This is a genomic window from Methylococcus geothermalis, assembly GCF_012769535.1.
GTDB classification, from domain to species: domain Bacteria; phylum Pseudomonadota; class Gammaproteobacteria; order Methylococcales; family Methylococcaceae; genus Methylococcus; species Methylococcus geothermalis.
Genome location: NZ_CP046565.1, coordinates 2,205,735 through 2,232,374 on the forward strand (window position 1 = coordinate 2,205,735; position 26,640 = coordinate 2,232,374).

Below are 26,640 nucleotides of genomic sequence, written 5' to 3' on the forward strand. Positions count from 1 at the left end.
GCGGAAGCTTTCAGATACCTTTCAGCGACGGCCCCGGTCTTCCTCCGGTTGCCGTCCGAATGCGATTTCGATGCGTGTGCCGCTGTCGAAACATGAGCGGGAGATACGCAGCCGGGCGCCGTGCAGGTCGGCGATTTCCTTGACGATCGCAAGGCCCAGGCCGCATCCGTCGCCGGGGCTTCCGGGTATGCGGTAAAACCGCTCGATGACCTTGTCCGCTTCGGTCGGCTGAATGCCGGGGCCGTCGTCGTCGACGATGAGAGCTGTTGGTGACGGGCCATCGAGTTTCACGGCGATCTGACCACCTGGTCTCCCATAACGGAGGGCGTTGTCCAGCAGATTGTTGAGGAGTTCGCGCAGGAGAAGCGCGTTGCCGGCGATGAAAATGGCCTCGTCCGGCGCGCGGAGTTCCAGTTCCATATGCCGTTCCAGCGCCTTGGGTACCCAGTCCATGCAGCCTTCGCGCACCAGCGCGCACAAGTCCACCGGCGCGAACTCCCGGCGGTCCTGCATCACGGCCTCGGAGCGGGCCAGTACCAGCAGTTGGGAGCTGAGATGGGCGACCCGGTCGGCGGAGGTCTTGATGTGGATCAGCGCCGGCCTCATCGTTTCCGGGTCTTGCGTGCGTAGAATCCGCTCCGCCTGGATCTTGAGGCCGGCCAAGGGGGTGCGAAGCTGGTGGGCGGCGTTTTCGATGAAACGCCGCTGAGTCGCCATGGACGCTGCAAGGCGTTGCAGGAGGTCGTTGATGGTATGGGTGAGGGAGCGCACCTCGAGCGGAACATCGGTGTCCGGGATGGGATCGAGGTCCCGGGCGGACCGCCCGGCGATGATGCGTGCCAGGTTGCGCAGCGGGTGGAGCCCCCGGTTGACGCCCGTCCAAATGTGAATGCCGGTGACCAGTACCAGCAGGATTTGGGGCAGCACCACCGCGAGGAGAATCTCGCTCATCATGCCGCGGCGCTTGTTCAGGGTCTCCGCCACCGAAACCAGCACTTCCCCGGATGCCGCCGTCGGAGCCGTCAGCACCGACACGATCCTGATCGGCTTGCCCCCGATTTCGCCGTCCGAAAAATACGCAAGGTCCCGTTCCTCCGGCGGTATCGAGGGGCTGGGCAGGGCTTTGTCGCCCGCCATGAATCCCCCGCCGAGCGACTCGACCTTGAAGAAGGTCTTGTCCATGTCGTCCCAGCGGAACATTTCGACGGCAATCGGAGGAAGGTCGATGGTGATTTTGTCCTTCTGTCCCTTGACCTGCTGGGCGAGCGAGCGGGCGGAGTCCAGGAGCCAGCGGTCGTAGGCCAGATCCGCGTAGTGCAGGGCGACGACATACGACACCGCCGCATCGAGCATCACGACGAAAGCCAGGGGCAGCGTCAACCGCAGCAGCAGCTGGGTCCGCAGGCTGTGCGGCTTATTCATCGGCGGGCCGCTCCAGCAGGTAGCCGAGGCCGCGCACCGTCCTGATGCGGATGCCGAGATCGTCGAGGCGGCGGCGCAGACGGTGCACATAGACTTCGATCGCGTTGTCCGCCAGTTCGTCCGCTCCGCTCGCCAGACGCAGGGCGATCCGGTCCTTGCTGACCACCCGGCCCGCCTGCAGCAGCAGAGCCTCCAGCACGCCATATTCGCGGGAAGGCAACAGCAGCGGTTCGCCATTCACATGGAGCTGGCGGTCGAGCGTATTGAGAACGAGCGGGCCGCACACGATGTCGTGACTGAAGCCGCCATGGCTGCGCCGGATCAGTGCCCGCACCCGCGCCTCCAGTTCCCTCAGCTCGAAAGGCTTGGTCATGTAATCGTCGGCGCCCAGCTCCAGACCGCCGATCCGGTCGTCCAGCCTGTCACGGGCCGTCAGGATGAGGACTGGCACCGGCGATTTTCTGGCCCGCAACTGCCTGAGGACTTCTTTCCCGTCGATGTCGGGCAGGCCGAGGTCGAGAATGACCAGATCGTAGTCCTGGGTGCGCAGGGCGCTGTCGGCGTAGGCTCCCGTCGCGGCAACGGTGAGGTCGAAGCCGTCCTCGGCCAGGCTGCGCGACAGGCCGTCGGCCAGGGTTTCGTCGTCTTCGACGAGCAGAATCCTCATCGGTTTTCACCGGGGTATGAAAGGTTCATGAAAGCTTTCTTCTCTAAACTCCGACGGTTAACGACAAGCTTGGCGCCGCGTAGGGCGATTCGTCGGGATCGTAGCAGTCTGCACGATACTTCCTCGAATCGGCAATCCGTGCCGTCGGAGGCCGGCATCCAGCGGGGCCACGCCGAATGGGGTCAATCATGGGAACGCCGAATTCCACCGTGCCTTCGCGCAACGTCCGGCTCGACTTTTTCCGGGGTGTGGCGCTGATGATCATTTTCGTCAACCACATCCCCTTCAACCCCCTGTATTTCTACACCCCCTCCCGGTTCGGATTCAGCGATGCCGCGGAAATCTTCGTCTTTCTCTCCGGGTTCGCCGCGGCGCTGGCCTATGGTCGATGCTTCGATAGGGCCGGAATGTGGCTGGGGACGCTGCGTATCCTGCGCCGCTGCGGCCAGATTTACGTTTCGCACCTCGCCCTGTTTTTCGTCCTGGCGGCGATCTGCGCATTCGGCAACCGATGGCTGGGCGGGGAGGATTACATCCACCGCCTGTACCTGCGGTATTTTTTCGAGAGTACGCCCGAGGCGATCGCCGCGCTGTTCAGCCTCCGCTACGTTCCCAATTTCTTCGACATCCTGCCGATGTACTTCGTGATCCTGCTCTGGGTGCCTCTGGCATGGAGCCTGTCGCAGAGGCATGCCGCCCTGGGGCTGGGAGTTTCCCTGCTCGTTTACCTGGGCGCCTGGCATTTCGGGTGGGAGCTGCCGGCCGAGCCTGCCGGCGACCGCCCCTGGTTCTTCAATCCCTTCGCCTGGCAATTGCTGTTTTTCACCGGCTTCGGGTTCGGGGCCGGGTGGCTTCGGGTGCCGCGTGCCAGCCGGGGACTGACCGCGCTGTGTCTGGCCTTCGTGCTGGTTTCCATTCCGCTTGGCCATGAGCCGACCTATCAAAGGGTGGCGTTCCTGGGCGCTGTACGCGCCCACCTGGAGCCCTGGGTGGACAAGAGCCATTTGGGACTGCTGCGCTTGGCGCATTTTCTGGCGCTGGCCTATTTGATGAACCGGTTGTCGTCCTGGAAAGCCCATCGGCTGGACTCGTCCCTGCCGCGTTGGATCGCGCGAATGGGCCGGCAATCGCTGCCACTGTTCCTTTTCTCCATGGCACTTTCTTACCTCGCGGGGATGGCGCTCGACTGGAGCGGCCGGGACGCGTTCGATGTCGCCTGGGTGAACCTCGCCGGATTGGGGCTGATGCTCGGCGTGGCCGGGGTTTTGGAGTGGCTGGATTCCAAGCCCTGGAGGGCGGTCGCCGGCGCGCCGGCCGCGGACCGCTCCGCGTCGCTTCTGCTGCCGACGAGGAGTGCCTTGCTGAACGTTGGGGTGGGACAGGCGGCTCTGGTCTTCCTGGCCGCGTCGCCCTTGCTGATCCTGTTGCCCGAACTAGGGGATTCGGCAGGGGTGTCGTTGGTCGCCAGCGTCGGGCAGGCGGATGGGGTTGGCTACGGCCATGACGTCATTGACCAGCCGAAAGGGGAAGAACGGATCGAGTGGCAGGACGGAATCTGAATGAGCGGCGCTTCGACGGCCCTGCCGTTCAGCAAGGCTTGGAGGCGATGAGGCTGTCGCGAGAGCCCTATCGAGGTCCAGCAGACGACATGCCGGAGGGGGTGGCGTCCGTCGGAGCCTGGGGCGGGGGTGCCGTTCAACGGGTGGAAAGGCCCACCTCTGACTTGACCTTCGACAACATCGAAACCTATTGGAGTCCCGAACACCCGTCCGAACCAGTGGTGTCCGCCTCGAGAGGGCCGCTGCCCGCCCGGTCAAAGGAACGGCGACCTGGCGCTGCAACTTCGACCTGCTCAGCGACGGAGGCGAGCCCATGGACTTGCGCTGTTTCCTCCGTGACGGTTTCGGCGCTTTGACGGAGACCTGGCTTTATCAGCGGACTCCCCCTGCCTGACGGCGTCCGTGGAGGTCCCCACTTCGCAGAGTTCACCCATTCTCGCGTCCATGGTTTGCTGATTCGCCGATTCCCCGTGATGATTGGGGACCCCCTGCGTAGCCGATCGCGCGAGCGCGGCTGGTGCGCAGGGGGAGCGGGCGAATTTCTATTAAGGAGGCGATCATGGAAAGCCAGGCGGTTCATCAGTTTTTTTTCCAATTGATGGTCATTTTGCTGACCGCCCGGTTATTTGCCGAGCTGTTCGCGCGCCTGCGCAGTCCGTCCGTGGTGGGCGAACTCCTGGCCGGTGTGATCCTCGGCCCGAGCCTTTTGGGTTGGCTGGAAGCCAGTCCCGTGATCGGGCTCTTGGCGGAAATCGGCATCATTCTGCTGCTGTTCGAAGTCGGCTTGGAAACCGACATCCGGCAGCTCGCCAGGACGGGAGGGCGGGCACTGTTCGTCGCGGTCAGCGGTTTCGTCCTCCCTTTCGCCTTCGGCGCCGGCATCGGATACTTGGCGTTCGGTTTCAGCCTGTTGGAGGCTTTCTTCGTCGGCGGTACGCTGACGGCGACGAGCATCGGCATTACCGTTCGCGTGCTGACCGATCTGCAGCGCCGCCATGGCAGGGAGGCCCAGGTGGTGCTGGGCGCCGCCGTCATCGACGACATTCTGGGCGTGATTCTGCTGGCGCTGCTGTATGAATTCTCGCTGGCCGGCAGCGTCGATCCGGCCAATGCGGTCCGTGTCATGGCTTTCATCGGTGTGTTCTTCGTGCTGGCGCCGCTGTTCGCCAGGCTGATTTCGCTGGCGATCCGCCAGTTTGCCCGGATCAGCCGGACCGATGGCCTGATTCCGACACTGATTGTGTCTTTGGTGCTGTTCTTCGCCTGGCTGGCGCATGCCATGGGCGCACCGGAGCTGCTGGGCGGGTTCGCCGCGGGACTGGCCCTGTCGCGGCGCTTCTTTCTTCCTTTCGGCTTGGCCTTGCATCACGACACGGATTTCGCCGGACGCATCGAGGATCAGATGCGCCCCATCATCCATCTGTTCGTGCCGATCTTCTTCGTCATGGTCGGGCTGTCGCTGAACCTTCGCGCGGTGGATTGGGGTTCGCCGTTCATCTGGTCGCTGTCCCTCAGCCTGTTCGCCGCAGCGATATCGGGGAAGCTTCTGGGCGCCCTCTTGCTCAGGGGACCGTGGAGGGAGCGCTTCGCCATAGGCATCGCCATGATTCCCCGGGGCGAGGTCGGCCTCGTCTTCGCGGAACTCGGGCGCACCTCGGGCATTCTGGACAACGAAACCTACGCCGCCCTGATCATCGTCATCGCGCTTACGACACTGCTCGCTCCGATCTTGCTGAAAGATGTCTACCGCCGGTATCTTCCGCTAGAAAATTGACTACCATACGTGGTTTTTGCGCGGTGTGTCGCCGCAAGTGGAGACAGCATGAATTGTTCGAGGATCATTCCGTTTCGAGCCTTGGCCGCGGCGGGGCTGGCCATGACGCCTCTGGCGGCGTCGGCCATGCCCGGTTTGCCCCGCTCCCTGGACCTGAGCGGCCATGCCGTGGGTTACCTCGCGTTGGCGTTGTTCGGCATCGCCTATGTCTTCGTGGTGCTCGAGGAGGTACTCGAGCTGCGCAAGTCCAAGCCCATGATGGCGGCGGCGGCGCTGATCTGGGTGGCCATCGCCGTCGTCTACAAAGGCGAGGGCATGTCCGACGTAGCCGAAGCGGCCATTCGCCACGATGTGCTGGATTACGGCGAACTGCTGCTGTTCCTGATCGTTTCCATCGCCTATATCAACGCCATGGAGGAACGGCGGGTTTTCGACAGCCTGCGGTCCTGGCTGGTCAACCGGGGTTTCGGCTACCGCAAGCTGTTTTGGGTGACCGGTGTGCTGGCCTTCTTCATCTCCTCCGTCTCCAACAACATGACCACGGCCATGCTGATGTGTGCAGTGGTCATGGCAGTGGGCAAGGACAATCCGAAATTCGTGGGTCTTTCCTGCGTCAACACGGTCGTGGCGGCGAATGCCGGCGGCGCATTCTGTCCGTTCGGCGACATCACCACCCTGATGGTGTGGCAGAAGGGCATCGTGGAGTTCTGGACCTTCTTCAAGCTGTTCGTCCCGTCGGTGGTGAATTTCATCATTCCGGCCGGACTGATGCATTTCGCCGTGCCGAAAGGGCGGCCGGCGCCGCTCGTGGCCAAGGTCACCATGCGCCGCGGCGCCAAGCGGATCGTGCTGCTGTTCCTGCTGACCGTGCTGACCGCCGTCGGTTTTCAGAACGGGCTGCAGCTGCCGGCCGCGGTCGGCATGATGGCCGGACTGACCTACCTGCAGCTGTTCGGCTATTTCCTCCACGTGACCCACAGCGACGAACCCGAAGTCGGCATCGATCCGATGGCGGGCGAGGCCGTGACGGCGGAGGAGCCGGAAAGCACGTTCCGTTTCGACGTCTTCCACCATCTCGCCCGCATGGAGTGGGACACCTTGCTGTTCTTCTACGGGGTGGTCTTGTGCGTGGGAGGACTGAATTTCATCGGCTATCTGCACCATCTGTCCGATTTCCTGTACGGCGATCTCGGAGCGACCTCGGCGAATACGCTCGTCGGCATCATTTCCGCGCTGGTCGACAACATCCCGGTGATGTTCGCGATCCTCTCCATGCACCCGGAGATGTCCACGGGCCAGTGGCTGCTGGTGACGCTCACCGCCGGTGTCGGCGGCAGCCTGCTTTCCGTCGGTTCCGCGGCGGGTGTGGCCCTGATGGGGCAGGCCAAGGGCGTCTATACCTTCGTCACGCACCTGAAATGGGCGCCCGCGATCGTTCTGGGCTATCTGGCGAGTATCGGGGCGCATTTCCTGATCAACGCCGAAATGTTCTGATGGCGCGTCAAATGTGCAACGGCGGGCAGTTTCGTTTGGGTTTCGCCCGAGCGGCATAGGGCCTGATTCTCGCCATCTTGCCCTGGTTGACCACGTAGACCGAGGCATAGGGCTCGCCTTCGCGGGGACCGGATTTGCCGGGCCGGGTCCCGTGCAGGCGGAGCACGGCCACAACAGGCAAGGGCAGCCGGGCGAGCGGATTCATCGCGCGAGAAAATCGGCGACCGCTTGAAAGCGGCGCCGGCGAATCGCCGGATCGATGTCCTGCAATGGATGGGAGAATTCGGGGGATTTGACGACGAGGCCGCCGCGCTCCTGCACGAGTCTGGCCAGTTCATCCATTTCCCAGGGCATCACGACGCGGTCGCGCAGGCCGACGATGAGCATGAGCTTGGTTCCGTCCTGCGGGAGCTTGCGCACCGGATCGTAGTCCTCCGGGCAGCCCAGACGGGAAATCCGGCTGGGAGAGGAGTCCACCACCAGCGCATCGTATTCCCCGCCCGCGCCGACGGCATTGGCCAGGACGACGCCGCCCATGGACATGCCGTACAGGTAGCGGTGGGCATAGCCCTTGGCATTCAGCGCCGCGACGATCTCTCGGTAATCGGACACGATGGCCTTGAGCCGGCTCTTTCCCTCGGAAAGCCCGTAGCCCCGGTAGTCGTAAACGTATACATCGAGGCCCGAATCACGGAAAAATTCCAGCGCACCCATGATCTGATCGGCCAGCATGGCATTGCCCTGCGCCACCAGCAGATAGCCCCTGGGATCGGCCGCCCGCAGCCGGTAGCCGCCCAGCACGCGGCCGTCGCCGGTGCTGAACGACAGCCGCTCGATGCCGCGGATCGACCGGACGCGGCGGGCATCCGGCGCGCCGGCCGCCCGCCGGAACTGCCAGAACGCCAGGGGTTCCCGCACGATGCCACAAACGGCGGTTTCCAGATCGGAGGGTGAATTCGTGCCATGGGCCATGGGGAAAGCTCCGGTTGAAAGGGCCAAGGACATGAGCAAAGGGCGCGCACGAGGGGGCAGACGGGTCATGGAGACACGGTTCCTATACCAAAACCCGCTCGATCCCTCCCTTGACCGCCCGCTCCACATAAGCCTTCATCCAGTTCTCACCGAGTACATGCCGGGCGATTTCCACCACGATGTAATCGGCGTCGAGCTTGTCGACATCCTCCCGGTAGCGCTGTAGTCCCTGCAGGCAGGAAGGGCAGGAGGTGAGCACCTTGACCGGGCCGTCGAAGCCGTCCGCTCTTACCCTGGCCGCATCGGCCTTCAGTTCGGCCTCTTTGCGGAAGCGGACCTGGGTGGAGATGTCGGGGCGGGCGATGGCGAGGGTGCCGGATTCGCCGCAGCAGCGCTCGGATTTGGCGATCCGGCTGCCGTCGGCGGTGGCGATCAGGGCATTGACGGTCTTGAGCGGGTCCTGCTGCTTCATCGGGCTGTGGCAGGGATCGTGGTACAGGTAGCGGGCGCCGTTCACGCCTTCGAGTTTCACGCCTTTTTCCAGCAGGTATTCGTGGATGTCGAGCACCCGGCTGCCGGGGAAGATGCGGTCGAATTCGTAGGAGGCGAGCTGGTCCAGGCAGGTGCCGCAGCTCACGATCACCGTCTTGATGTCGAGGTAGTTGAGGGTGTTGGCGACCCGGTGGAACAGCACCCGGTTGTCGGTGGTGATCTTCTCGGCCTTGTCGAACTGGCCGGCGGCGCGCTGGGGAAAACCGCAGCACAGGTAACCGGGCGGCAACACGGTCTGCACGCCGATCTCGTACAGCATGGCCTGGGTGGCGAGCCCCACTTGCGAGAACAGCCGCTCCGAGCCGCAGCCTGGAAAATAGAACACGGCTTCGGAATCCACCGCAGTCTTGCGGGGATCGCGGATCACCGGCACGACCTGGTTGTCCTCGATGTCGAGCAAGGCGCGCGCGGTCTTGGCTGGTAACTGGCCCGGCATTTTCTTGTTGATGAAGTGGATCACCTGTTCGGTGACTTTCGGTTTGCCCAGCGAGGCCGGCGGCCGGCGGGTCTGGGCGTGGCCCCAGGGTCTGAGCAGCAGATGACCCAAGCGCTGGCCGCGGTAGCCCCATTCGATCATGGTGGTGCGCAAGGCCTTGATCGCATTGGGGCGGGTGACGTTGAGGAAGGCCAGGGCCGCGGTCTTGGCCGGGTTGAAGCTCTGCTTGCCCATCTTGCGCAGCAGGTTGCGCATGTTCATCGACACCTGGCCGAAATCGATGTCGACCGGGCAGGGGTTGTAGCATTTGTGGCAGACGGTGCAGTGGTCGGCGACGTCCTCGAATTCCTTCCAGTGGGTGATGGAGATGCCGCGGCGGGTCTGTTCCTCGTACAGAAAGGCTTCGATGAGGAGCGAGGTGGCGAGGATCTTGTTGCGTGGCGAATAGGGCAGGTTGGCCTGCGGCACGTGGGTGGAGCAGACCGGCTTGCATTTGCCGCAGCGCAGGCAGTCCTTCACCGAATCGGCGATGGCGCCGATGTCGCTCTGCTGCATGATGAGCGACTCGAAACCCATCAGGCTGAACGAGGGCGTGTAGGCGGCGCGGAGGTCGGCTCCAGGCATCAGCTTGCCCTGGTTGAAGCGGCCTTCGGGATCGACTCGGGCCTTGTAGGCATGGAACGGCGCCACTTCCTCTTCGGTCAGGAATTCGTACTTGGTGATGCCGATACCGTGCTCGCCGGAAATCACTCCGCCCAGCGAGCGCGCCAGCGCCATGATGCGGGCGACGGCGGCGTTGGCCTCTTGCAGCATCTCGTAATGGTCGGAGTTGACCGGCAAATTGGTGTGCACGTTGCCATCCCCCGCGTGCATGTGCAGGGCGACGAAGACCCGGCCACGCAGGACGGCCTTGTGCACCGCCTCGATCCGCTCGACGACGGGGCGGAAGTTGTCGCCCTCGAAGATGCTTTTGAGGCGCGGCAGCAATTCGTGCTTCCAGGAGACGCGTACCGAGTGGTCCTGGACCCGGTGAAACAGGGTAGGCCGCTCGGCCCGGTTGGTCAGTTCGCCGGCTTCGATGCCGAGACTGGCGAACTGCGCCTCGGCCTGGTCCAGCGGCAGGTCCAGGTGGTCCAGTATCCATTGCCAGCGTTCGTGCACCGCCGCCACGGCATCCAGCGCCAGCGCCCGGCGGTCGCCGATCAGTTCCATTTTGTTGATGCCGTCCTCGTAGGCGCGCAGCGGCAGGTCGCCGCCGAGGAATTCCGCCAGCGCATCGCACAGCTTGAGCTTGTTGCGCAGCGACAGCTCGATGTTGATGCGCTCGATGCCGTCGCAGTAGTCTCCCATGCGTGGCAGCGGGATCACCACGTCCTCGTTGATCTTGAAGGCGTTGGTGTGCTTGGAGATCGCCGCGGTGCGGGCGCGGTCCAGCCAGAACTTGCGGCGGGCCTCGGGGCTGACGGCGATGAAGCCTTCCGCGCCCCGCGCGTTGCATAGCCTCACCACTTGCGAGGCGGCTTGGGCCACAGCATCGTCGTCGTCGCCGACGATGTCCCCGAACAGCACCATCTTGGGGCGGCCGTGGCGGCGGGCCTTGGTGGCGTAACCCACGGCCTTGACGTAGCGTTCGTCCAGGTGCTCCAGCCCGGCCAGCATCACGCGGGCGCCGCCGGTCTTGGGCAGGCGCCCGAGGTAGTCCTGGATTTCGACGATGGCCGGCACGGCTTCGCGCACCTGGCCGAAGAACTCCAGGCAGAAGGTGCGGGCATAGGGCGGCATCTCGTGCAGGATCCAGCGCGCCGAGGTGATGATGCCGTCGCAGCCTTCCTTTTGGATGCCGGGCAGGCCGCCGAGGAACTTGTCGGTCACGTCCTTGCCCAGGCCGGTCTTGCGGAAGCGGTCGCCGGGGAGCGAGAGGATTTCCTCGCCCAAAAGTCGGTGGCCGTCGGCGTCGTAGCGCTTGAGCCGGAACCGCGCTTCGTCCTGGTCGTGGATCTTGCCGAGGTTATGGTTCAGCCGCTCGACCTCCAGCCAGTTGCCGTCCGGCGTGACCATGCGCCAGGAGGCCAGGTTGTCCAGCGCCGTACCCCACAGCACCGCTTTCTTGCCGCCGGCGTTCATGGCGACGTTGCCGCCGATGCAGGAGGCGTCCGCCGAAGTCGGATCGCAGGCGAACACCAGGCCGGCCTGTTCAGCCGCATCCATCACCTGCCGCGTCACCACGCCGGCGCCGGTGAAAATCGTCGCGCAGGGCTGATCCACGCCGGGCAGCCGGGCATCGCGTTCCACCGGCCCCAGCGCCAGCAGCTTCTCGGTGTTGATCACGGCGGACAGCGGGGTCAGGGGCACCGCGCCGCCGGTGTAGCCGGTGCCGCCGCCGCGGGGGATGATGGTCAGGCCCAGCTCGATGCAGTCGCGCACCAGGTGGCCGACTTCCTCCTCGCTGCAGGGGTAGAGCACGACGAACGGGTATTCCACGCGCCAGTCGGTGGCGTCGGTGACGTGGGTGACGCGGGCGTAGCCGTCGAAGCAGATGTTGTCCTTGCGGGTGTGGCGAGACAGCAGGGTCAGCGCCCGGCGGCGCAGTTCCCGGGTGTGCTCGAAGCGGGCCTGGAAGGCATCCACCGCCTGATGCGCCGCCTGGATCAGCAGCGCGACCCGGGCGGCGCGCTCTGGTTGATCGCTCTCGATCTCGGCGCGGCGCTGGTCCATCTGGCGCAGGCGATGGCGCAGCGCCTCCAGCAGCGCCCGCCGGCGGCCGGTGTTGTCGAGCAGGTCGTCTTCCAGGTAGGGATTGCGCTGCACCGCCCAGATGTCGCCGAGCACCTCGTACAGCATGCGCGCCGAGCGGCCGGTCACGCGCTCGGTGCGCAGGCCGTCGAGCACCTGCCACATCGCCTCGCCGAGCAAGCGGATGACGATCTCGCGGTCGGACAAGGAAGTGTAGTTGTAGGGAATCTCGCGCAGGCGGACGGGGCCTGGGTCTGTGTTCGGGGGAAAGGAGTCCGGGTCCGCAGCCATGCCGTGGTTTCTCTTTGCCAATAAAGGCGCGATTCTATCGCGCGGGCCGGGCCGGAAATACGGCCGGGCGCGCAATAGAGATGATCGGAATCCGAATCCTGCCGGCGGGGCTCAAGCCGGCGGGCCCATCCCGCCCAGGCAAAGGTATTTGAGTTCCAGGTATTCGTCGATGCCGTGGCGCGAACCCTCGCGGCCGATGCCGGACTGCTTGACCCCGCCGAAAGGCGCGACGTCATAGGACAACATGCCGGTGTTGACGCCGACCATGCCGTATTCCAGCGCTTCGCCGACGCGGAAAGCGCGGGCCAGGTCGCGGGTGTAAAAATAAGCGGCGAGGCCGTATTCGGTGGCGTTGGCGATCGCTAAGGCTTCGTCTTCGGAACCAAAGCGCAGCAATGGCGCCACCGGCCCGAAGGTTTCCTCGCGAGTGCACAGCATCTCCGGCGTGACTTCCGCAAGCACCGTAGGCTGGAAAAACCGTCCGCCCAGCTCGTGGCGCTCGCCGCCGGCCAGCACCCGGGCGCCTTTGTCCAGCGCATCGGCGATGTGGTGCTCCACCTTGGCCACCGCGCTGACGTCGATGAGCGGCCCTTGGACGACGCCTTCGTCCATGCCGTTGCCGACCTTGAGCGTGCGCACTTTGGCCGCGAGGCGTTCGGCGAAGGCGTCGTAGATCGAATCGTGGATCAGGAAACGGTTGGTGCAGACGCAGGTCTGGCCGGCGTTGCGATATTTCGACAGCAACGCGCCCTCGACCGCCGCGTCCAGATCGGCGTCCTCGAACACGATGAAGGGCGCGTTGCCGCCCAGCTCCAGCGAGACCTTCTTCACCGTCTCGGCGCATTGCGCCATCAAGAGGCGTCCGACCTCGGTCGAGCCGGTAAAGGAGAGTTTGCGGACTTGCGGGCTGGAGGTCAGTTCGCCACCGATCGTTGCCGGATCGCCGGTCACGAGGTTGACGACGCCCGGCGGAAAGCCGGCCTGTACCGCCAGCTCGGCCAGGGCGAGGGCGGTCAGCGGCGTCTGCTCGGCGGGCTTGACCACCACGGTGCAGCCGGCGGCCAGGGCCGGCGCGATCTTGCGGGTGATCATCGCCGCCGGGAAATTCCACGGCGTGATGGCTGCGCACACGCCGATGGGCTGGCGGATGGCCAGCAGCCGTTTGTCGGCCACCGGCGAGGGGATGGTTTCGCCGTAGGCGCGCCGGGCTTCCTCCGCGAACCATTCGACGAAGCCGGCGGCATAGACGATCTCGTTACGCGCCTCGGCCAGCGGCTTGCCTTGTTCCGCGGTGATGATGCGGCCGAGGTCGTCGGTAAGGCTCAGGATCAGCTCGTACCAGCGGCGCAGCACGGCGGCACGCTCCTTGGCGGTCTTGCCGCGCCAGCCGGCCCAGGCGTTCTGGGCGGCGGCGATGGCCCGCAAGGTTTCAGCCGTACCCATGGCAGGAACGCGGGCCAGAATATCGCCTGTGGCCGGGTTGGTAACGGGAAAAGTCATTGAGCTGTCGGCACCAACCCATTGGCCGTCGATCAGGCACTGCGTGCGCAGCAGGCCGGGCTGGGAGAGTCGGAGTTCATGGCTCATCGGCGGATTCCACAAAAGAATGGATGTGCCCGCGCCGTGTACGGCATTTCGCACATTTTCGGCGCGGTAGTACCATGATGCACCATGAGGCCGCAGGCGTCTTAAGCGCATCACAACGAAAGTCGAAAGAGGAGAATCGTATATGAACGTACCAAAGAATGGATCGGAAGGGGCCGCGTCCCGGCTGAAAATCGCGGCGGCGATGCTGTTGATGCTCGGATGGGGCAGCAGTCGAGCCGAGCCCGAACCGGCTCAGCCGCAAACCTTTTCGCCGGACACGGCCTCGATTTCCCCGGCGGTGAAGCAAAAGGTTCTCGAGCACATGAAACAGACCAACCTGGAGCGTCTGAAAGGCTGGCCGGGAATCATCTTCTACTGCCCCGTGGAAGAAGCGGAAAATCCGGCGGTCAAGGCCATCTGCACCGCCGTGAACGCCGATATCGGCAACCTGATGGCGGAACACAAGATTCCGTTCCAGATCGCCAAGAGCTCGTTCGACATGCATTTCCTGCCGCATATGTCGGGCCGGCTGCTGCTCGTCGTCGACCTGGCGGCGACGCCGGCCGGCGCCCAGCCCGCGGCGATTTCAGCCGAAGTCCAGGGGCTGGCCCACTACGCCCACGCGGTGAACTGGTCATCCGAACTCTATCCCGAGTCCGGCGGCAAGGACAAGAGCCCGCTGGAAGTGCCCCAGCACGTCGATGCGCTGCTGTGGGAAAGCAACTTCATTTTCGCCACACCCGGCGATCAGTCCACCCTGGTGGAACAGTCGAAGGCCGCGATCGAAGAAAGGGTCAGGAACTTTCTCGCCGAGTTCGACCGGGTCAACCACAAGCGCTGAAACGGTTTTCCGCCAGCGGGAGAGAAATGAGCATGTCAGAACAATACGATATCGCCATCGTAGGCGGCGGGATGGTAGGCGCGACGCTGGCCTGCGCGCTGGAAGGGACCGGGCTGCGCGTTGCCCTGATCGAGGGGGCGCTGCCGCCCGCGTTTTCGCCCGAGCAGCCGCACGACCTGCGGGTTTCCGCAGTGAGCATCGCCTCGGTCAGCATCCTCAACTCGGTCGGCGCCTGGGCCGGCGTCGTTGCCCGCCGCTGCTGTCCGTTCCGGCGGATGCGGGTCTGGGAGGACCGTGGCGACGTGCTGTTCGCCAGCGAGGACATCCACGAGGAGGTGCTCGGCTATATCGTCGAAAACCGTGTGCTCCAGCTCGCCCTGATGGACCGGCTCCCGGCGTTGTCCGGCGTCGATTTCCTCTGTCCGACCAAGACTCGCAAGATCGACTATGGCTCGCAAGGCTCGCGCATCGAACTGGAGGACGGCCGCGTGATCGAAGCGCGGCTGCTGGTCGCGGCGGACGGCGGCCAGTCCCAGGCCCGGCAGGCCGCCGGCATGGGCGTCAGCAGCTGGGACTACGAGCACCATGCCCTGGTGCTCACCGTCGAAACCGCCTATCCGCAGCAGGACATCACCTGGCAGCGCTTCACCCCGCACGGGCCCCAGGCTTTCCTGCCGCTCGATGGGCGCAACGCCTCCCTGGTCTGGTACGAGGCGCCCGAACGGGTGAAATGGCTGCTCTCCCTCCCCGACGAAGCCCTGCTGGGCGAATTGAGCCGGGAATTTCCCGCCGAACTGGGAGAAATCAAGGGCATCGTCAGCCGCGGCTTCTTCCCGCTCCGCCGCCAGCACGCTCTTCGCTACTACAAGGAGGGCGCGGTCCTGGTGGGCGATGCCGCCCACATGATCCATCCCCTCGCGGGCCAGGGCGTCAACATCGGCCTGCTCGACGCCGCCGCCCTGGCCGAAGTGCTCGCCAAGGCCAAGCGCGCCGGCCGCGACATCGGCTCCAGCACCGTGTTGCGCGAATACGAAGGCATGCGCCGCAACAGCAACCTGCTGATGATGACCGCCATGGACTTCTTCTACCGCGCCTTCGGCAACGCCAACGTCCCGCTGCGCTTCGTCCGCAATCTCGGCCTCGGCTTGGCCGAACGGATCACCCCCGCCAAGAAGCTGGTGATGCGGTATGCGATGGGATTGGATGGGAGTTTGCCGAAGCTGGCGAGAGGGGAGGGGTTGGGAGGCTGAAAAATCGCTGAAGAAAAAATTGGCCGTTGCATTTATCGCGGTAGGTAGGATGCGCTGAACGAAGGTAAGCGCATCGTTCGCGATTGATGCGCTTCGTACCCTCAGTGCATCCTGTCGCCCTGAAAACGTGCCAGCTTTCACTCACTTCCTCGATTTGCCGATACCGTTACTGATTGTCACATTGGGCGTACTTCAGCCCAACGATTGGGGGGTGTTTATCATTGGCTCCTTGGTCGCCGTAGCTATTGCTATAGCCCTGACAATATTCATTCGTCGCCTTTATCCATGGGCGGCAAACCAATGAGCCAATATGCCGCCCTCATTGGGTAACCGGGGGTTCTTGCCCCCAGCTCGCGATTGGGTCGAGGTAACGGGATTGCGCCCGTTACCTCGACCCAATCGCGGACTATGGACTAGAGATTCGTTATCGGTTTGTAATCGCAGCAATCTACTGGAGGGTCCTAATGGATGGACGGTGCGGTTTCACGGGCAATGTCAAGAATGGGATGGCGGTCTTGGGATTTTCGCTATTGCTCGGTTGTGCCGAACAGCCACAGAAATCCGAAATGGACATACAGGCTGCCAATGCTTTGAAAGAGCGAGAAACCCAAGCCTTTCTAAACTCACATCCTTGCCCGGCTACGGGCAAAATATCGGCCAACGGAGTATGTGACGGCTTCACCATCGGCATGGTCGTGCCGGAGCGATGTGGCGGGAAGATGAAGGCTTCCAACCTGTATTGGCAAAACAAGGAACTTGCTAAAGAGGCGGAACTGGGAGAAAAAGCGAACTGCGGCAAACCCACCCAGGATGAAGAAGACGCATTGATAAGGACTCAAATGCGCCGAACTCTCGATCAGAGCATCTATAACGCGATGCCCCGTTGAGGCTGGCGGTGTAAGCCAGCCTGCGTCCCATTCGGCTGAACGCTAGGCAGGTCCGATTACGCTTCGCCATCATCGGACCGGCGTGGTGCACCGTCGAAGCAAGAACCCGCCGGACGAGCAAGGCGGGTTCTACTCATGCGGGGGTCGAGTGCCGATCAATTGCGGCAGGCCTTGACCTTTCCATCAGGGCTATATGCCACCGAAGCGCCGCTGGCGAACTGCACATATTCGACGCCATCGATACATTGCGTGGTGTGTCCTGTGACCGCGGTGTTGATTCTTTCCCCGACGGCGCACGCCGATAAAACACTCATTGCTCCTATAAATATCATCCGAATCATTAGGTTGCTCTCCTGAAGTAAATAAACGACGAAAAATAGTATCCTGGTCTTCGCTTGCCGGTGTCAACTCCCCGATATCGTCTTACGCCAATAGTCACCGTGATGCGGGGATAATCGCCCATCCGCAATATGCCGACTAAGCGAATACCCGTGCCAAGGGGCCGGCAGATTTCGATCCACAAGTCCGTCTGAGTTTTTTTGCCTTAACGGCTCAAGGTGTTCCACTGATTTCCAGCACCTTATTCGGCAGCTCCCCGAACATCTCCGGCGCATACATGGCCTCGACTCGCGTGGGCGGCAGTTCGAAGCTGCCGGGGTTGTTGTAGCGCACGGTATATTCGACGCTCCAGCGCCCCTTCGGCACATAGTCGTAATAGGCGCGGTAGGCGTCGAAGCGGCGCTCCTCGTAGATGGGCCAGGCCCAGCCGGTCTGCTGTTCGCCTTGGGTCAGCAGGGCGGCGTCGCGTCCCAGGCCGCCGCCGAGGATGCTGGCGCCGGCGGGGATGGGGTCGTCCACCACCACCCAGCTCATGTCGGACTGGGCGTCGAGTTCCAGTGTGATGCGGGCCACGTCGCCACGGTTCCAGGCGCCGGGCTGCTTCCGTTCGACCGGGGTGACCGTTCGCTTGATCGAGAAGCCGGTGAACAGCGGTTCCTTCAGCGGGATCGCGGCGCGGCTCTGGACGATGGCCCAGGGTTTGCCCGTGCCCTGATGGCGCACTTCCAGCGTGCCGGGGCCGTCGGGCCAGGGCAGGTTCAAAGCGCTGCGCCGGGTTTCCTCGGTCCACTGCATGCCTTTCTTCACCGCGCCGAGATTCGCCTCGGTGTAGCCGGTGACCGGCACCGCTTCGTAAGTCTCGCTGAACTTTTCCATCGCCAGCCGGCCCCAGGCGTTGGCCGTGGTGGTATTCCAGCGCCCCTTGGTCTGGCGGCCCAGCGCGCCGGTGACCAGCCGCGACACGTCCTCGCGCCAGCCAGGCAGTTCCATCACGTCCAGCACCGCCCGCACGGCGTTGAGGTCGGGGGAGATCATCAGCCACCACAGGGCATCGCTCTTCTCGCTGGAGAAGTTCAGGGTGGTACCCTGGAAGTTCAGGCGGGTTCGGAGCGTCTGTTCGGCGTCCTTGAGCTTGGCGCGGCGATCGGGAATGGCTTCGATCCGCTGCAATACCGACAGCCAGTCCAGTACCGCCGAGGTCGGCCAGAGCTTGGGCTCGATACGGATGCTGTCCAGAAGCTCCGGCGTCGCCTCTTCATAGCGGGCCAGGGCTTCGACGGCCGCCAGCTTGCGAAGGGAGAGATCGGCGGTGGGCAGGGCGGAGTCGCGCAGCACGCGCCCTTCGACGAAGCCTTTCAACGCGTCCTTGGCCCGGCCCAGGGCATTCTCGGGCAGCTCCCAGCCGGCTTCCTGCGCGATCGCCAGGACGTAGGCAGTCAGGATGTCGCTGCCTTTGATGTTGTCGCTCGGGAAATAGCGGAACAGGCCGTCGCTGTCCTGATAAGCAGGCAGGTCGGCGACGATCTTGTTCCATAGGCCCTCGTCGCGTAGCGCGACGGCCTTGGAAACCTTCTGCTCCAGGCAGGAATAGGGGTAGTGGCTCATGTAGTCGATCACACCGCCGAGGCCGTCGCCCAGCTGGGCCCGCAGCGAGACGCGCACGCCGCCGCGCCCCGGCGCGGCGTCCTCGGGACGCTGCACGGCGAGCGAGAGCGGCTTGTCGATCCGGGTCAACGTCGCCTGGAACACCTGGACCGGCACCGCCGGCTGGACCTGCTGCGAGGTTTTCAGCCGGTCGGTGGCGACCCCGCCGTTTTCCACGGCGGCGATCTCCCAGTCCAGCCCTGCGACGTCGACCGGCACGTTGACGTCCCAGGAGAAGTCGCCTGCCGTGCCGGCCTCGAGCTCGAACGGTTGGGGCGGAAGCGCCTGGCCCGCCGCGCCTTTCGGCGTCAGCATCGCGGTGAGCAGGCCGGTGACTTTCCGGTCGGTGGCGTTGCGTACGTTGAAGATGGCACGGAAACGGTCCCCTTCGCGCACCATCGGCGGCAGGCCGGAATAGAGCATCAGGTCCTGGGTCGTGCGGATCGAGGTCTTGCCGGTGCCGAACAACCCGCTGCCGGCGTTGGCGACCGCCACCAGCCGGAAGGCGGTGAGCGAGTCGTTGAGCGGCACCTCGATCTCGGCTTCGCCCTTGGCGTCCAGCGGCACCCGGCCTTGCCAAAGCAGCAGGGTGTCGAACAGCTCGCGCGCCGCCTGGCGCCCGCCGCCGCCGCCGTGCGGCACCGCCTTGCGGCCGTAGTGTCGCTTGCCGATGACTTGCATCTGCGCGGTGGAGGTGAGCACCTCGATGCCGCGCCGGCCCATCATCTTGTCCAGCAGGTTCCAGCTATCGTTGGGCCTGAGTTCCAGCAGGCCCTCGTCCACCGCGGCCAGGGCGATCTCCGCCTCGGCCGGCGCGCCGCCGGTGGCGCGCCGGACCGCGACCTTGACCTTGGCGGTTTCGCGTACCTTGTAGGTTTCGCGGTCGGCCTGGACCTTGACATCCAGCCGGTTGGGCGCCCAGCCCACGTCGATCTGGGCCAGCCCCATGCGGTAGGCCGGCTTGCTCAGGTCGACCATCGCCGTGGCCTTGCCGCCGTCGGGCTGCCAGGGCAGCTTGAATTGGCGGGCCATGTCAGCGATCCAGGTCTGGACTGGCCCCACCCGGCCGCGCACCGCCAGCACCGAGACGAACACGTTGGGCGCATAGGCGTCCTTGATCGGCACCTCGACCACCGGCGAGCGCCCGGACAAACGGGTGATGAAGCTGTCGACGATGCCTTCGCGTTCGACCGTCACCAGAGCCGTGGCTTCGCGGAACGGCATGCGCACCTGGAACCGGGCCTTGTCGCCCAGTTCGTAGGCGCGCTTTTCGGCGATCACGTCCATCCGGTCGCTGGGGTCGTTCTCGAACCACCATTCGTCTTCGCTGGCGATCCAGACCGAGGTCGTTCCCAGGGCCTGGTTGCCGGCGCCGTCGCCGGCCGTGGCCTTGAGCAGGATTTCGCCGGAAACGCCGGGGGCTAGGACGCAAAGAAGAAGCCCCTGGTCGTTGGTCCTGCCGTTGCAGTCGGCGCCGATATGCTTGACCTCGGTCTTGTCCTCGTAGGCGTAGAAGCCGCCGATCAGGCGTTTGCGGTGAGAGTAGGTGGTGCGCGAGTACAAGTCGACCCGGATATCCCGACCGGCCGCCGGTTTCCCGGCCAGATCCAGCGCCAGCACCTGGAACCGCAGCCGGTCCTTGGTCGCCACCCAGCCTTCGGTCCTGAGCCCCAGGCTGAGCTTGGCCGGCCACAGCGGAATCCGGCGCGCCACGGTCAGGAGTTCGCCATTGGCATCCTGGTATTCGAGTTCGGCCACCAGATCCTGTGGCGTGTTCTGGCGCGGCAGGTTGGGGACCGTCACCCGCGCCGCGCCGCCCTTGTCCAGGCTCAGCGGCAGCACTTGGGCGGGCCCGCCGGCGCCCGGCGCTTCCTCGGCCTCCTCGCTGTAGCCGTCGTCGCGCAGTCCTTCCTCGATGTTCCGCGCCTCGAAGTCGAAATCCGGATAGTCGGGGAAGGACACCTGGCGCGGTTCGACCATCGTGCGGACCTTGACCGGCGCATTGGCCGCGCCGCCGCCGGAGAGATAGCTGACATGGAGGTCGAGCGTGGCTTCCTTGACATTGACCAGGGCATCGGACTGCGGCTGGATGTCGGCGCGCATGGTCGGCACCCGGAACTGTTCGACCCGGAATTCACCCGAGGTGGCGGTTTCGGTACCGTCGGCGTAGGCGAAGGTGATTTCGTAACTGCCGAGCTTGGCATCCGGGGGAATGGGCCAGATGTTCTCGGCGATGCCTCGAGCGTCGAAATCGGTCGGCAGCTCGTATTCCTGGCCGCTGCCGCCATGGCGGATCTTGATCTTCTCGGGGCGGTTTTCCGGCAAGCCGAAGCCATGGGCCGTCCGCAGGCGCAGGAAATGCTTCATGGACACGGTCTCGCCGGCCCGGAACAGGCTGCGGTCCAGCACGGTGTGGACAATCTGCGGGTTGTCGTAAAAGCCGACCGGCAGGTTGAAGTTCTGCGGGGAAATGCCGTTGGCCCAACTGCTCAGGGTGAAGCTCATGTCGCCCTCGGTCCGGGCGCTCACCATGAGCGGCCCTTCGCCCCACTCGCAGCTCTCGCCGGAATCCGATGGCTTGGGCAGGGCCTGGCCCTGGATCAGCGCCATGCCGTTGGCATCGGTCCGGCCTTGCCAGAACACTTCGTCCTTGCAATAGCGGCTGATGCGGATGTCGGCGTTCGGCACCGGCTGGGCCGAATCCAGGCTCGTCACCCAGACCAGCGACGATTCCCGGCCCCATTTGAAATGCACCGAAAGATTGGTGACCAGTGCGGAAGTCGCCACGTAGCGGGGCCGGTCCTCGCCCAGCAGTGCCGCGCCCAGGCGAGGGCTGGCCAGCTCGACCACGTAGAAGCCGGCGGTTTCCAGCGGGATGCCGAGCACTTCGAATTCTTTTTGCGCCTCGGCGCGCGGCAGTTCGAAGGCATCCGCCTGGGTACCTGCGAACACCGATTCGGTGCCGGTGAGTTCCTTCCATTCGGTTTCGCCGTTGGGTGACTGGATCGATTCGCCCCGCCGTTCGGCGGCCTTGCGGACCCTGCGTATCCAGGCGGCGATGTCCTGGTCGCTCAAGGCGACCCGCATCATCTTGCCAGGGATGGCCGGGCCGCCCGAGGCCAGGCGCTGGCCGGGAACGGGATTCTCGATGTGGCGCACGGTGACGGGCAGGACGCCGCCCTCCTTCAGCTCCAGGATGCCGAATTCGCCGGGGAACTTCGCCAGCGGCGGATAGTCGTCGGTCTTGACCTCGAGCGGATAGCGGCTGGCGTTTTCCAGCGGGCGCCCGGCATCGTCGGCGAATCCGGACGGCAATTCGATATGGAAAGTCGTCTTTTCGGGGAAGGGGCCTTTCCAGCTCAGTTCCTCGACGAAGGGCTTGCGGACGGGGTCGAGCCCATCCGCCGGGTAGACCTTGCCGGCGCCATCGACCAGGCGCACGGCGCCGGCCTGGTCCGCCGGCACGGGCGAACCGAAGCGCAGGACCATCGGCAGCAGGGGGATGCAGTCCGCGTCGGCATGGATGCGGTCACAGCTGAAACGGGCGGTGAAGCTCGGGCGGGCCTTGAAGCTCAACACCTGGTCTTCGGTCGTCGCGATCCCGCCGGCCGTGGCGATGCCCTTGCCCCAGACGATGCGGACTTCCGTTTCCGGCGGTATGGCCCGGCGACATTGCACCAGGGCAAGCCGCGCTTCGCCGGCTTGGATGTCCTCCGGCTTGAGCCTGTCGAAATCGGCGTCCGGCCACAGCAGCTCGGTGTAGCCCCACCCCAGTTTTCGGCGCTGCGCCAGCACGGCATCGCGGCGCTCGCCGCTCAGGATATCGACCCCGATCTCCTCGCCAACGCCTTCGATCTGACAGCGGGTATGGGCGGCGATGCTTTCAGGCGTGGCTGGGGCAGCGGCGGCCAGCAGGAAGACCTGGTTTTCGTCGACGCTTTCGCTGCCTTCGTTCGGGAATGAGCCCGTCACCACCGGCCCGCCGGTGTCGAAACCGTATTCCTTGGCGAGTTCGACCGCCGCTCCGCTCAATGTCTTCAACTGCGGCTTGGGCCGGAAGCGGCAGGACAGGCCGGCGGGCAGGTCGGCTTCGAAGTCGTAGACCCAGGTGCGCGGTTCGGCCCAGCGTCCGCGCCCCTTGGCCGGGCAATCGACCGTGAACGGATCGGTGAGGCGAGGGTCGCCGAATGCGACCATGGCTTCGGAGAAGCGCGCCGTCACCTGGCGCACGTCCTTGGCCGTTCCCTCCGGCGAGAACAATTCCAGCCGGGCCGCGGCGGCGGCCTGAATCCAAAACAACGTCACAACCCAGAGCACTGCGCGCATGGTCATCTGCGTCCTCGTCGCGGATCGGATTCGCCCGGGTCGAGCCGGAGCGGATTGGTCGGATGGTTCGTTCCGAAGGCCCCAATGGTCTCATCCTTGCAGGATGAGTTGAAGTTCTCCGCTGTCCCGCAAGTGCTTGACCAGGTTATGGCCGCCGAGATCGCGCACGGTGATGCGGACGTTGCGGAATCGTTCCAGGTTGCGGGCATGGACGAGATCCAGCGCGTCCAGGGACGAGACGAAAATCTCGATGGGGTTGTTCGCCCCGGCTTTTTCCATCACTGCCCGGAGATCGAAAAACTTGGGCTTGAACAGCGCGGCGCCGTAAGTGCGGAGTACTTTCGAGCGCCAACGCCGGTCGCCGGCCGCCCGCCGTTGGGACGGCGAAATGAAGGTCTGCGGCGAAAAACTCACGACCCTGCCGTGTCCGATCAGCGCCGCGAAGAGGATGGCGGCGTATCCGCCCATCGAGTTGCCGAGGTAGATGATTTCGTCGGCCGACGATTTGTCGATGATGGTCTCGATGTATCGAGCCGTTTCCGGGATGTTCGAACTGATGCCGGGCAGGCCGGCGTGGTACCAGGTTTGCGACAGGTCGCGGAAAAACACCCGGCTTTCGTTCAGAATCCTGGAGCTCTGGTAGAACTCGAAGGGAGGAATCCCCAATGCGCCCTGCATGCCGCCGAAAGTCAGGTACAGTTTGCGCGAGCCTGGAATCAGCTCTTCCAGAACGGGTGAGGTGTCGGTATCCATGGCTTTGCCGGGTGAGAAAGAAGTTGCGGCGTCTGAGATTCGTCCCGTTGCGTGTCACATGGCTGCAACGATGCCGGTGGACACTCGACCGACACCTCACGCTCTGGAGCTAACCATGAAAGATAAACGAGGGTTTTCACGGAAGGCAACGCTTCCTCTGCCGGCAGAACCCAATGAAAGCGCCCATCCCGCCAGTGCCCTCCTGCCGACGAACCGGGATGAGGCGTTGAGCCGGATCGGAAAACTGCCACGGGATATCGGCTGGATGCTGCTCGGAGGGGGACTCTTGAGCGAGGTCGTCATGGGCCTGCCGCCGTTCTGGGTGCTCGGCATCCTGATTCTCTATCCCCCAATAGGCGTTCCCCTCGCCGGTTTCATGGAACGCAGGGCGCCCGGGCTTCTGGCCGGCAGCCTGGACTTCGTCCACCGCTACCTTGACGATCTGGAACGCCGTTATCCCAAGCGCTAGCCGACGGGTCTATTCCGTTCCCGTTTATGATACTCTATGAAACTTTATACGCTGCAGCGCCATCGCGATGAAGGCACGAATCAAATGGGTCGACAACATGGCCTTTCTGGGTGAATCCGGCAGCGGCCATGCCGTCTTGATGGACGGACCGCCCGAGAGCGGGGGTCGGAATCTGGGTGTGCGCCCCATGGAAATGCTGCTGCTCGGCATGGGCGGCTGCACGGCCTTCGATGTCGTTCATATCCTGAAGAAAGGGCGGCATGACGTGCGCGATTGCGAGGTCCATCTCGAAGCTGACCGGGCGGAGAACGATCCGAAGGTTTTCACGCGGATTCATGCCCATTTCGTGGTGAAGGGAAGGGGGCTACGGGAGGAGGCGGTGAAGCGGGCGATCGATCTGTCGGCCGAAAAATACTGTTCGGCGTCGATCATGCTGGGCAAAACCGCGGAGATCACCCACGATTACGAAATCGCCGAAGTTTAGTCAGGCACGGGCGGCGCAGAAAACTTTCGGCGGGCGCGGGCGCCCGTTCATTTTTTGTGGCAGATATTCCTGGCGGGGTCATATCGAAAATTGATGGACAACAAGCTGCAATTACACGGGTTCAATAACCTGACCAAATCGCTGAGCTTCAACATCTACGACATTTGCTACGCAAAGTCGGAATCCGGCCAGCGCCGCTATATCGAATACATCGATGAGGCCTACAGCGCCAGGCGCCTGACTCAGATCCTTACCGACGTCAACGCTATCATCGGCGCGGAGATTCTGAACATCGCGCGCCAGGATTACGAGCCGCAGGGCGCCAGCGTGACGATGCTGATCTCGGAAGGACATGAGGCTCCCGCCGCGGTGACCAATTCCGAGTCGCCCGGCCCGATGCCGGAAGCCGTGGTGGCGCATCTGAACAAGAGCCACATCACGGTGCACACTTATCCGGAGAGCCATCCGCACGCCGGCATCAGCACCTTCCGCGCCGACATCGACGTCTCCACCTGTGGCCGCATCTCGCCGCTGAAGGCATTGAACTACCTGATCCACAGCTTCGAGTCCGACATCGTGATCATGGACTACCGGGTGCGCGGCTTCACCCGCGACATCAGCGGCCAGAAGCATTACATCGACCACGACATCACCTCGATCCAGAACTATATCTCCGATGCCACGGCGGATCGCTATCAGATGATCGACGTGAACGTCTATCAGGAGAAGATCTTCCACACCAAGATGATCCTGAAGGACTTCAATCTCGACAATTACCTGTTCGAAACCGACAAGGACCAGCTTGTTCCGGAGGAGCGCGCCCAGGTGCAGAAGCAGCTCCAGCGGGAGATGGCGGAAATCTTTTACGGCCGCAATTACAAGCTGCGACGTTGAGGCTGGACGAGAACGGCTTGCAAAAACGGGCGCCTTTTCGGCGCCCGTTTCGTTTTCGCGGGGATCAAACGCGCTGGAGCCGCGCCAGCAACTGGACCGGGTGGATCACGGGGATGTCGGCGCGGCCCTGCAAGCCGGCGCGCAGATGCAGCGCGCAGCCGATGTTTGAGGTCACCAGGTAATCCGGGGCTGCTGCGAGGATGGCCTCCACCGTCTCGGTCCGGATGGCCTCGGCCATGCGCCGGTGTTCGATCATGTAACTGCCGGCGGCGCCGCAGCAGCGTCCCTTGCCCGGCAGCGTGATGACCTCCGCTTCCGGAATTCTGCCCAGCAGCACCTCCACCTTGCCTTCGCTCTTGCAGACGTTGCGCAGCGAGCAAGGGTTGTGGACCAGAATCCTGGCCCGTAGCGGAGCAAGAGCCCAGCGTTCTGCGGGAATGCGCTCGGCGAGAAAACGGCCGATGTCCTGAACTTTGGCCGACAGTGACTCGGCGCCCGCGGTATCGGCAGGGTGGCGGTATTCCATCAGGGTCGCGCTGCAGCCGCTGGCGAAGCCGATCACCGCATCCAGCGGCTGTCCCGCGAAGGCCTCGATGTTGCGGGACATCAGTCCGTGGGCCGTTGCGGCATCGCCGGCATGCAGGTCCATCGCGCCGCAGCAGGCCTGGTTTTTCGGCACGGTGACGCTGACGCCCAGTCTCGGCAGCAGTTCGAGTATCGCCGACACCGTGGCGGCATCGGCCACCGCCGCCGTGCACCCGAGGAAGAGGCCGACATGGCTGAGAGACTCTCCGGCGGCGGGGTGGTCTCCGTACCAGTCTTCCGGATTTCCCGCGGGCGGGAGATGCTTCCACGCGGAGCCGCCCGGCAGCTGCGCTGCGGCATCCAGCGCCCGGCGCCCCAGGCTCGACAACGCCGGACTGCGCAGCGCCTTGCGCAGTGCGGACGACATGGCGCGTGCCGCCAGGGATTTTTGGCGTTGGCCGGTTTCGGCGCGGAACCGGTCCATGAGATTTCCGTAGGGGACCTTGGCAGGACACACCGCTTCGCAATTGCGGCACAGCAGGCAATCGTCCAGCGGTTCGCGCAGCGCCGCCGTCAGCGGCAGCCGGCCGGCGGCCCAGCCCTGGATGAGGGCAATCCGTCCACGGGGCGATTCGTTCTCGTCGGAAGTTTGCCGGTAGGTCGGGCAGTGCGGCGAGCACAGGCCGCATTTGACGCACAGGTCGGCGTCGGCGAGCAGCGAATCCAGCGGCGCCGTCACGC

At 64.3% G+C, this 26,640-nt stretch carries 19 protein-coding genes and 1 pseudogene; 11 read left to right on the forward strand and 9 right to left on the reverse strand.

What is annotated here, in order from left to right; genetic code table 11:
* Nucleotides 1–21: 21 nt before the first annotated feature.
* On the reverse strand, nucleotides 22–1,422 hold the full coding sequence (locus tag GNH96_RS10335) for a sensor histidine kinase (RefSeq protein WP_169603596.1): 1,401 nt from the start codon (nucleotides 1,420–1,422) through the stop codon (nucleotides 22–24).
* The gene (locus GNH96_RS10340) at nucleotides 1,415–2,089 is read right to left on the reverse strand and encodes a response regulator (RefSeq protein ID WP_169603597.1); all 675 of its coding nucleotides are present in this window, start codon (nucleotides 2,087–2,089) and stop codon (nucleotides 1,415–1,417) included. Before GNH96_RS10340 ends, GNH96_RS10335 begins: the two co-directional genes overlap by 8 nt.
* A gap of 188 nt (nucleotides 2,090–2,277) precedes the next feature.
* On the opposite strand from GNH96_RS10340, the gene GNH96_RS10345 reads away from it, so the two are divergent.
* From GNH96_RS10345 to nhaD, 5 genes and pseudogenes are all read left to right on the forward strand, one after another.
* Nucleotides 2,278–3,648 (forward strand): OpgC family protein, encoded by a 1,371-nt coding sequence (locus tag GNH96_RS10345; RefSeq protein WP_169603598.1) that lies wholly within the window; start codon nucleotides 2,278–2,280, stop codon nucleotides 3,646–3,648.
* Nucleotides 3,649–3,737: 89 nt separating this feature from the next.
* Nucleotides 3,738–3,805 (forward strand): annotated as a pseudogene (locus GNH96_RS16350) (hypothetical protein); the annotation flags it as partial.
* A gap of 33 nt (nucleotides 3,806–3,838) precedes the next feature.
* Nucleotides 3,839–4,042, forward strand: coding sequence for a glucan biosynthesis protein (locus tag GNH96_RS16355; protein ID WP_407658816.1), 204 nt, complete (start codon nucleotides 3,839–3,841; stop codon nucleotides 4,040–4,042).
* Nucleotides 4,043–4,207: 165 nt separating this feature from the next.
* A complete protein-coding gene (locus tag GNH96_RS10355; protein ID WP_169603600.1) occupies nucleotides 4,208–5,422 on the forward strand; it encodes a cation:proton antiporter in 1,215 nt (404 codons plus the stop codon).
* 48 nt (nucleotides 5,423–5,470) lie between these two features.
* Nucleotides 5,471–6,916, forward strand: coding sequence for a sodium:proton antiporter NhaD (gene nhaD, locus GNH96_RS10360; protein ID WP_169603601.1), 1,446 nt, complete (start codon nucleotides 5,471–5,473; stop codon nucleotides 6,914–6,916).
* A gap of 7 nt (nucleotides 6,917–6,923) precedes the next feature.
* Here nhaD and GNH96_RS10365 read toward each other — a convergent pair whose 3' ends face one another.
* The 4 genes from GNH96_RS10365 to GNH96_RS10380 form a co-directional block, all read right to left on the reverse strand.
* A complete protein-coding gene (locus tag GNH96_RS10365; protein WP_169603602.1) occupies nucleotides 6,924–7,121 on the reverse strand; it encodes a hypothetical protein in 198 nt (65 codons plus the stop codon).
* Nucleotides 7,118–7,888: an alpha/beta hydrolase gene (locus GNH96_RS10370; RefSeq protein WP_169603603.1), complete on the reverse strand. Its 771-nt coding sequence runs from the start codon at nucleotides 7,886–7,888 to the stop codon at nucleotides 7,118–7,120. The genes GNH96_RS10365 and GNH96_RS10370 overlap by 4 nt, the downstream gene beginning before the upstream one ends.
* Nucleotides 7,889–7,970: 82 nt before the next feature.
* A complete protein-coding gene (locus tag GNH96_RS10375; RefSeq protein ID WP_169603604.1) occupies nucleotides 7,971–11,900 on the reverse strand; it encodes a DUF3683 domain-containing protein in 3,930 nt (1,309 codons plus the stop codon).
* 111 nt (nucleotides 11,901–12,011) lie between these two features.
* Nucleotides 12,012–13,487: an NAD-dependent succinate-semialdehyde dehydrogenase gene (locus GNH96_RS10380; RefSeq protein WP_169603605.1), complete on the reverse strand. Its 1,476-nt coding sequence runs from the start codon at nucleotides 13,485–13,487 to the stop codon at nucleotides 12,012–12,014.
* Nucleotides 13,488–13,629: 142 nt separating this feature from the next.
* Between GNH96_RS10380 and GNH96_RS10385 the strand changes: the two genes are divergently transcribed.
* From GNH96_RS10385 to GNH96_RS10395, 3 genes are all read left to right on the forward strand, one after another.
* Entirely contained in the window at nucleotides 13,630–14,328 is a 699-nt protein-coding gene (locus GNH96_RS10385; protein WP_228719814.1) for a hypothetical protein, read from the forward strand.
* A gap of 32 nt (nucleotides 14,329–14,360) precedes the next feature.
* Nucleotides 14,361–15,578, forward strand: a complete 1,218-nt coding sequence (locus tag GNH96_RS10390) for a UbiH/UbiF/VisC/COQ6 family ubiquinone biosynthesis hydroxylase (protein ID WP_169603606.1) — start codon at nucleotides 14,361–14,363, stop codon at nucleotides 15,576–15,578.
* 566 nt (nucleotides 15,579–16,144) lie between these two features.
* Nucleotides 16,145–16,465, forward strand: coding sequence for a hypothetical protein (locus GNH96_RS10395; protein WP_228719815.1), 321 nt, complete (start codon nucleotides 16,145–16,147; stop codon nucleotides 16,463–16,465).
* A gap of 552 nt (nucleotides 16,466–17,017) precedes the next feature.
* Here GNH96_RS10395 and GNH96_RS10400 read toward each other — a convergent pair.
* Together GNH96_RS10400 and GNH96_RS10405 are read right to left on the reverse strand one after the other, a co-directional pair.
* Complete coding sequence (locus tag GNH96_RS10400) at nucleotides 17,018–22,780, reverse strand: alpha-2-macroglobulin family protein (protein WP_169603608.1); 5,763 nt, start codon at nucleotides 22,778–22,780, stop codon at nucleotides 17,018–17,020.
* Nucleotides 22,781–22,864: 84 nt separating this feature from the next.
* Nucleotides 22,865–23,527 (reverse strand): alpha/beta fold hydrolase, encoded by a 663-nt coding sequence (locus tag GNH96_RS10405; RefSeq protein WP_169603609.1) that lies wholly within the window; start codon nucleotides 23,525–23,527, stop codon nucleotides 22,865–22,867.
* A gap of 115 nt (nucleotides 23,528–23,642) precedes the next feature.
* Between GNH96_RS10405 and GNH96_RS10410 the strand changes: the two genes are divergently transcribed.
* The 3 genes from GNH96_RS10410 to speD all read left to right on the forward strand — a co-directional run bounded on the left by GNH96_RS10410 (nucleotide 23,643) and on the right by speD (nucleotide 25,374).
* Nucleotides 23,643–23,996, forward strand: a complete 354-nt coding sequence (locus GNH96_RS10410; protein ID WP_169603610.1) for a hypothetical protein — start codon at nucleotides 23,643–23,645, stop codon at nucleotides 23,994–23,996.
* 67 nt (nucleotides 23,997–24,063) lie between these two features.
* Nucleotides 24,064–24,480, forward strand: a complete 417-nt coding sequence (locus GNH96_RS10415) for an OsmC family protein (protein ID WP_169603611.1) — start codon at nucleotides 24,064–24,066, stop codon at nucleotides 24,478–24,480.
* A gap of 93 nt (nucleotides 24,481–24,573) precedes the next feature.
* The gene (speD, locus tag GNH96_RS10420; protein ID WP_169603612.1) at nucleotides 24,574–25,374 is read left to right on the forward strand and encodes an adenosylmethionine decarboxylase; all 801 of its coding nucleotides are present in this window, start codon (nucleotides 24,574–24,576) and stop codon (nucleotides 25,372–25,374) included.
* Between the two features lie 64 nt (nucleotides 25,375–25,438).
* Here the strand turns inward: speD and GNH96_RS10425 are convergent, their stop codons facing one another.
* Nucleotides 25,439–26,638 carry a (Fe-S)-binding protein gene (locus tag GNH96_RS10425; protein ID WP_169603613.1) on the reverse strand — a complete coding sequence of 400 codons (1,200 nt, stop codon included), beginning with the start codon at nucleotides 26,636–26,638 and terminating at the stop codon, nucleotides 25,439–25,441.
* Nucleotides 26,639–26,640: the final 2 nt, after the last annotated feature.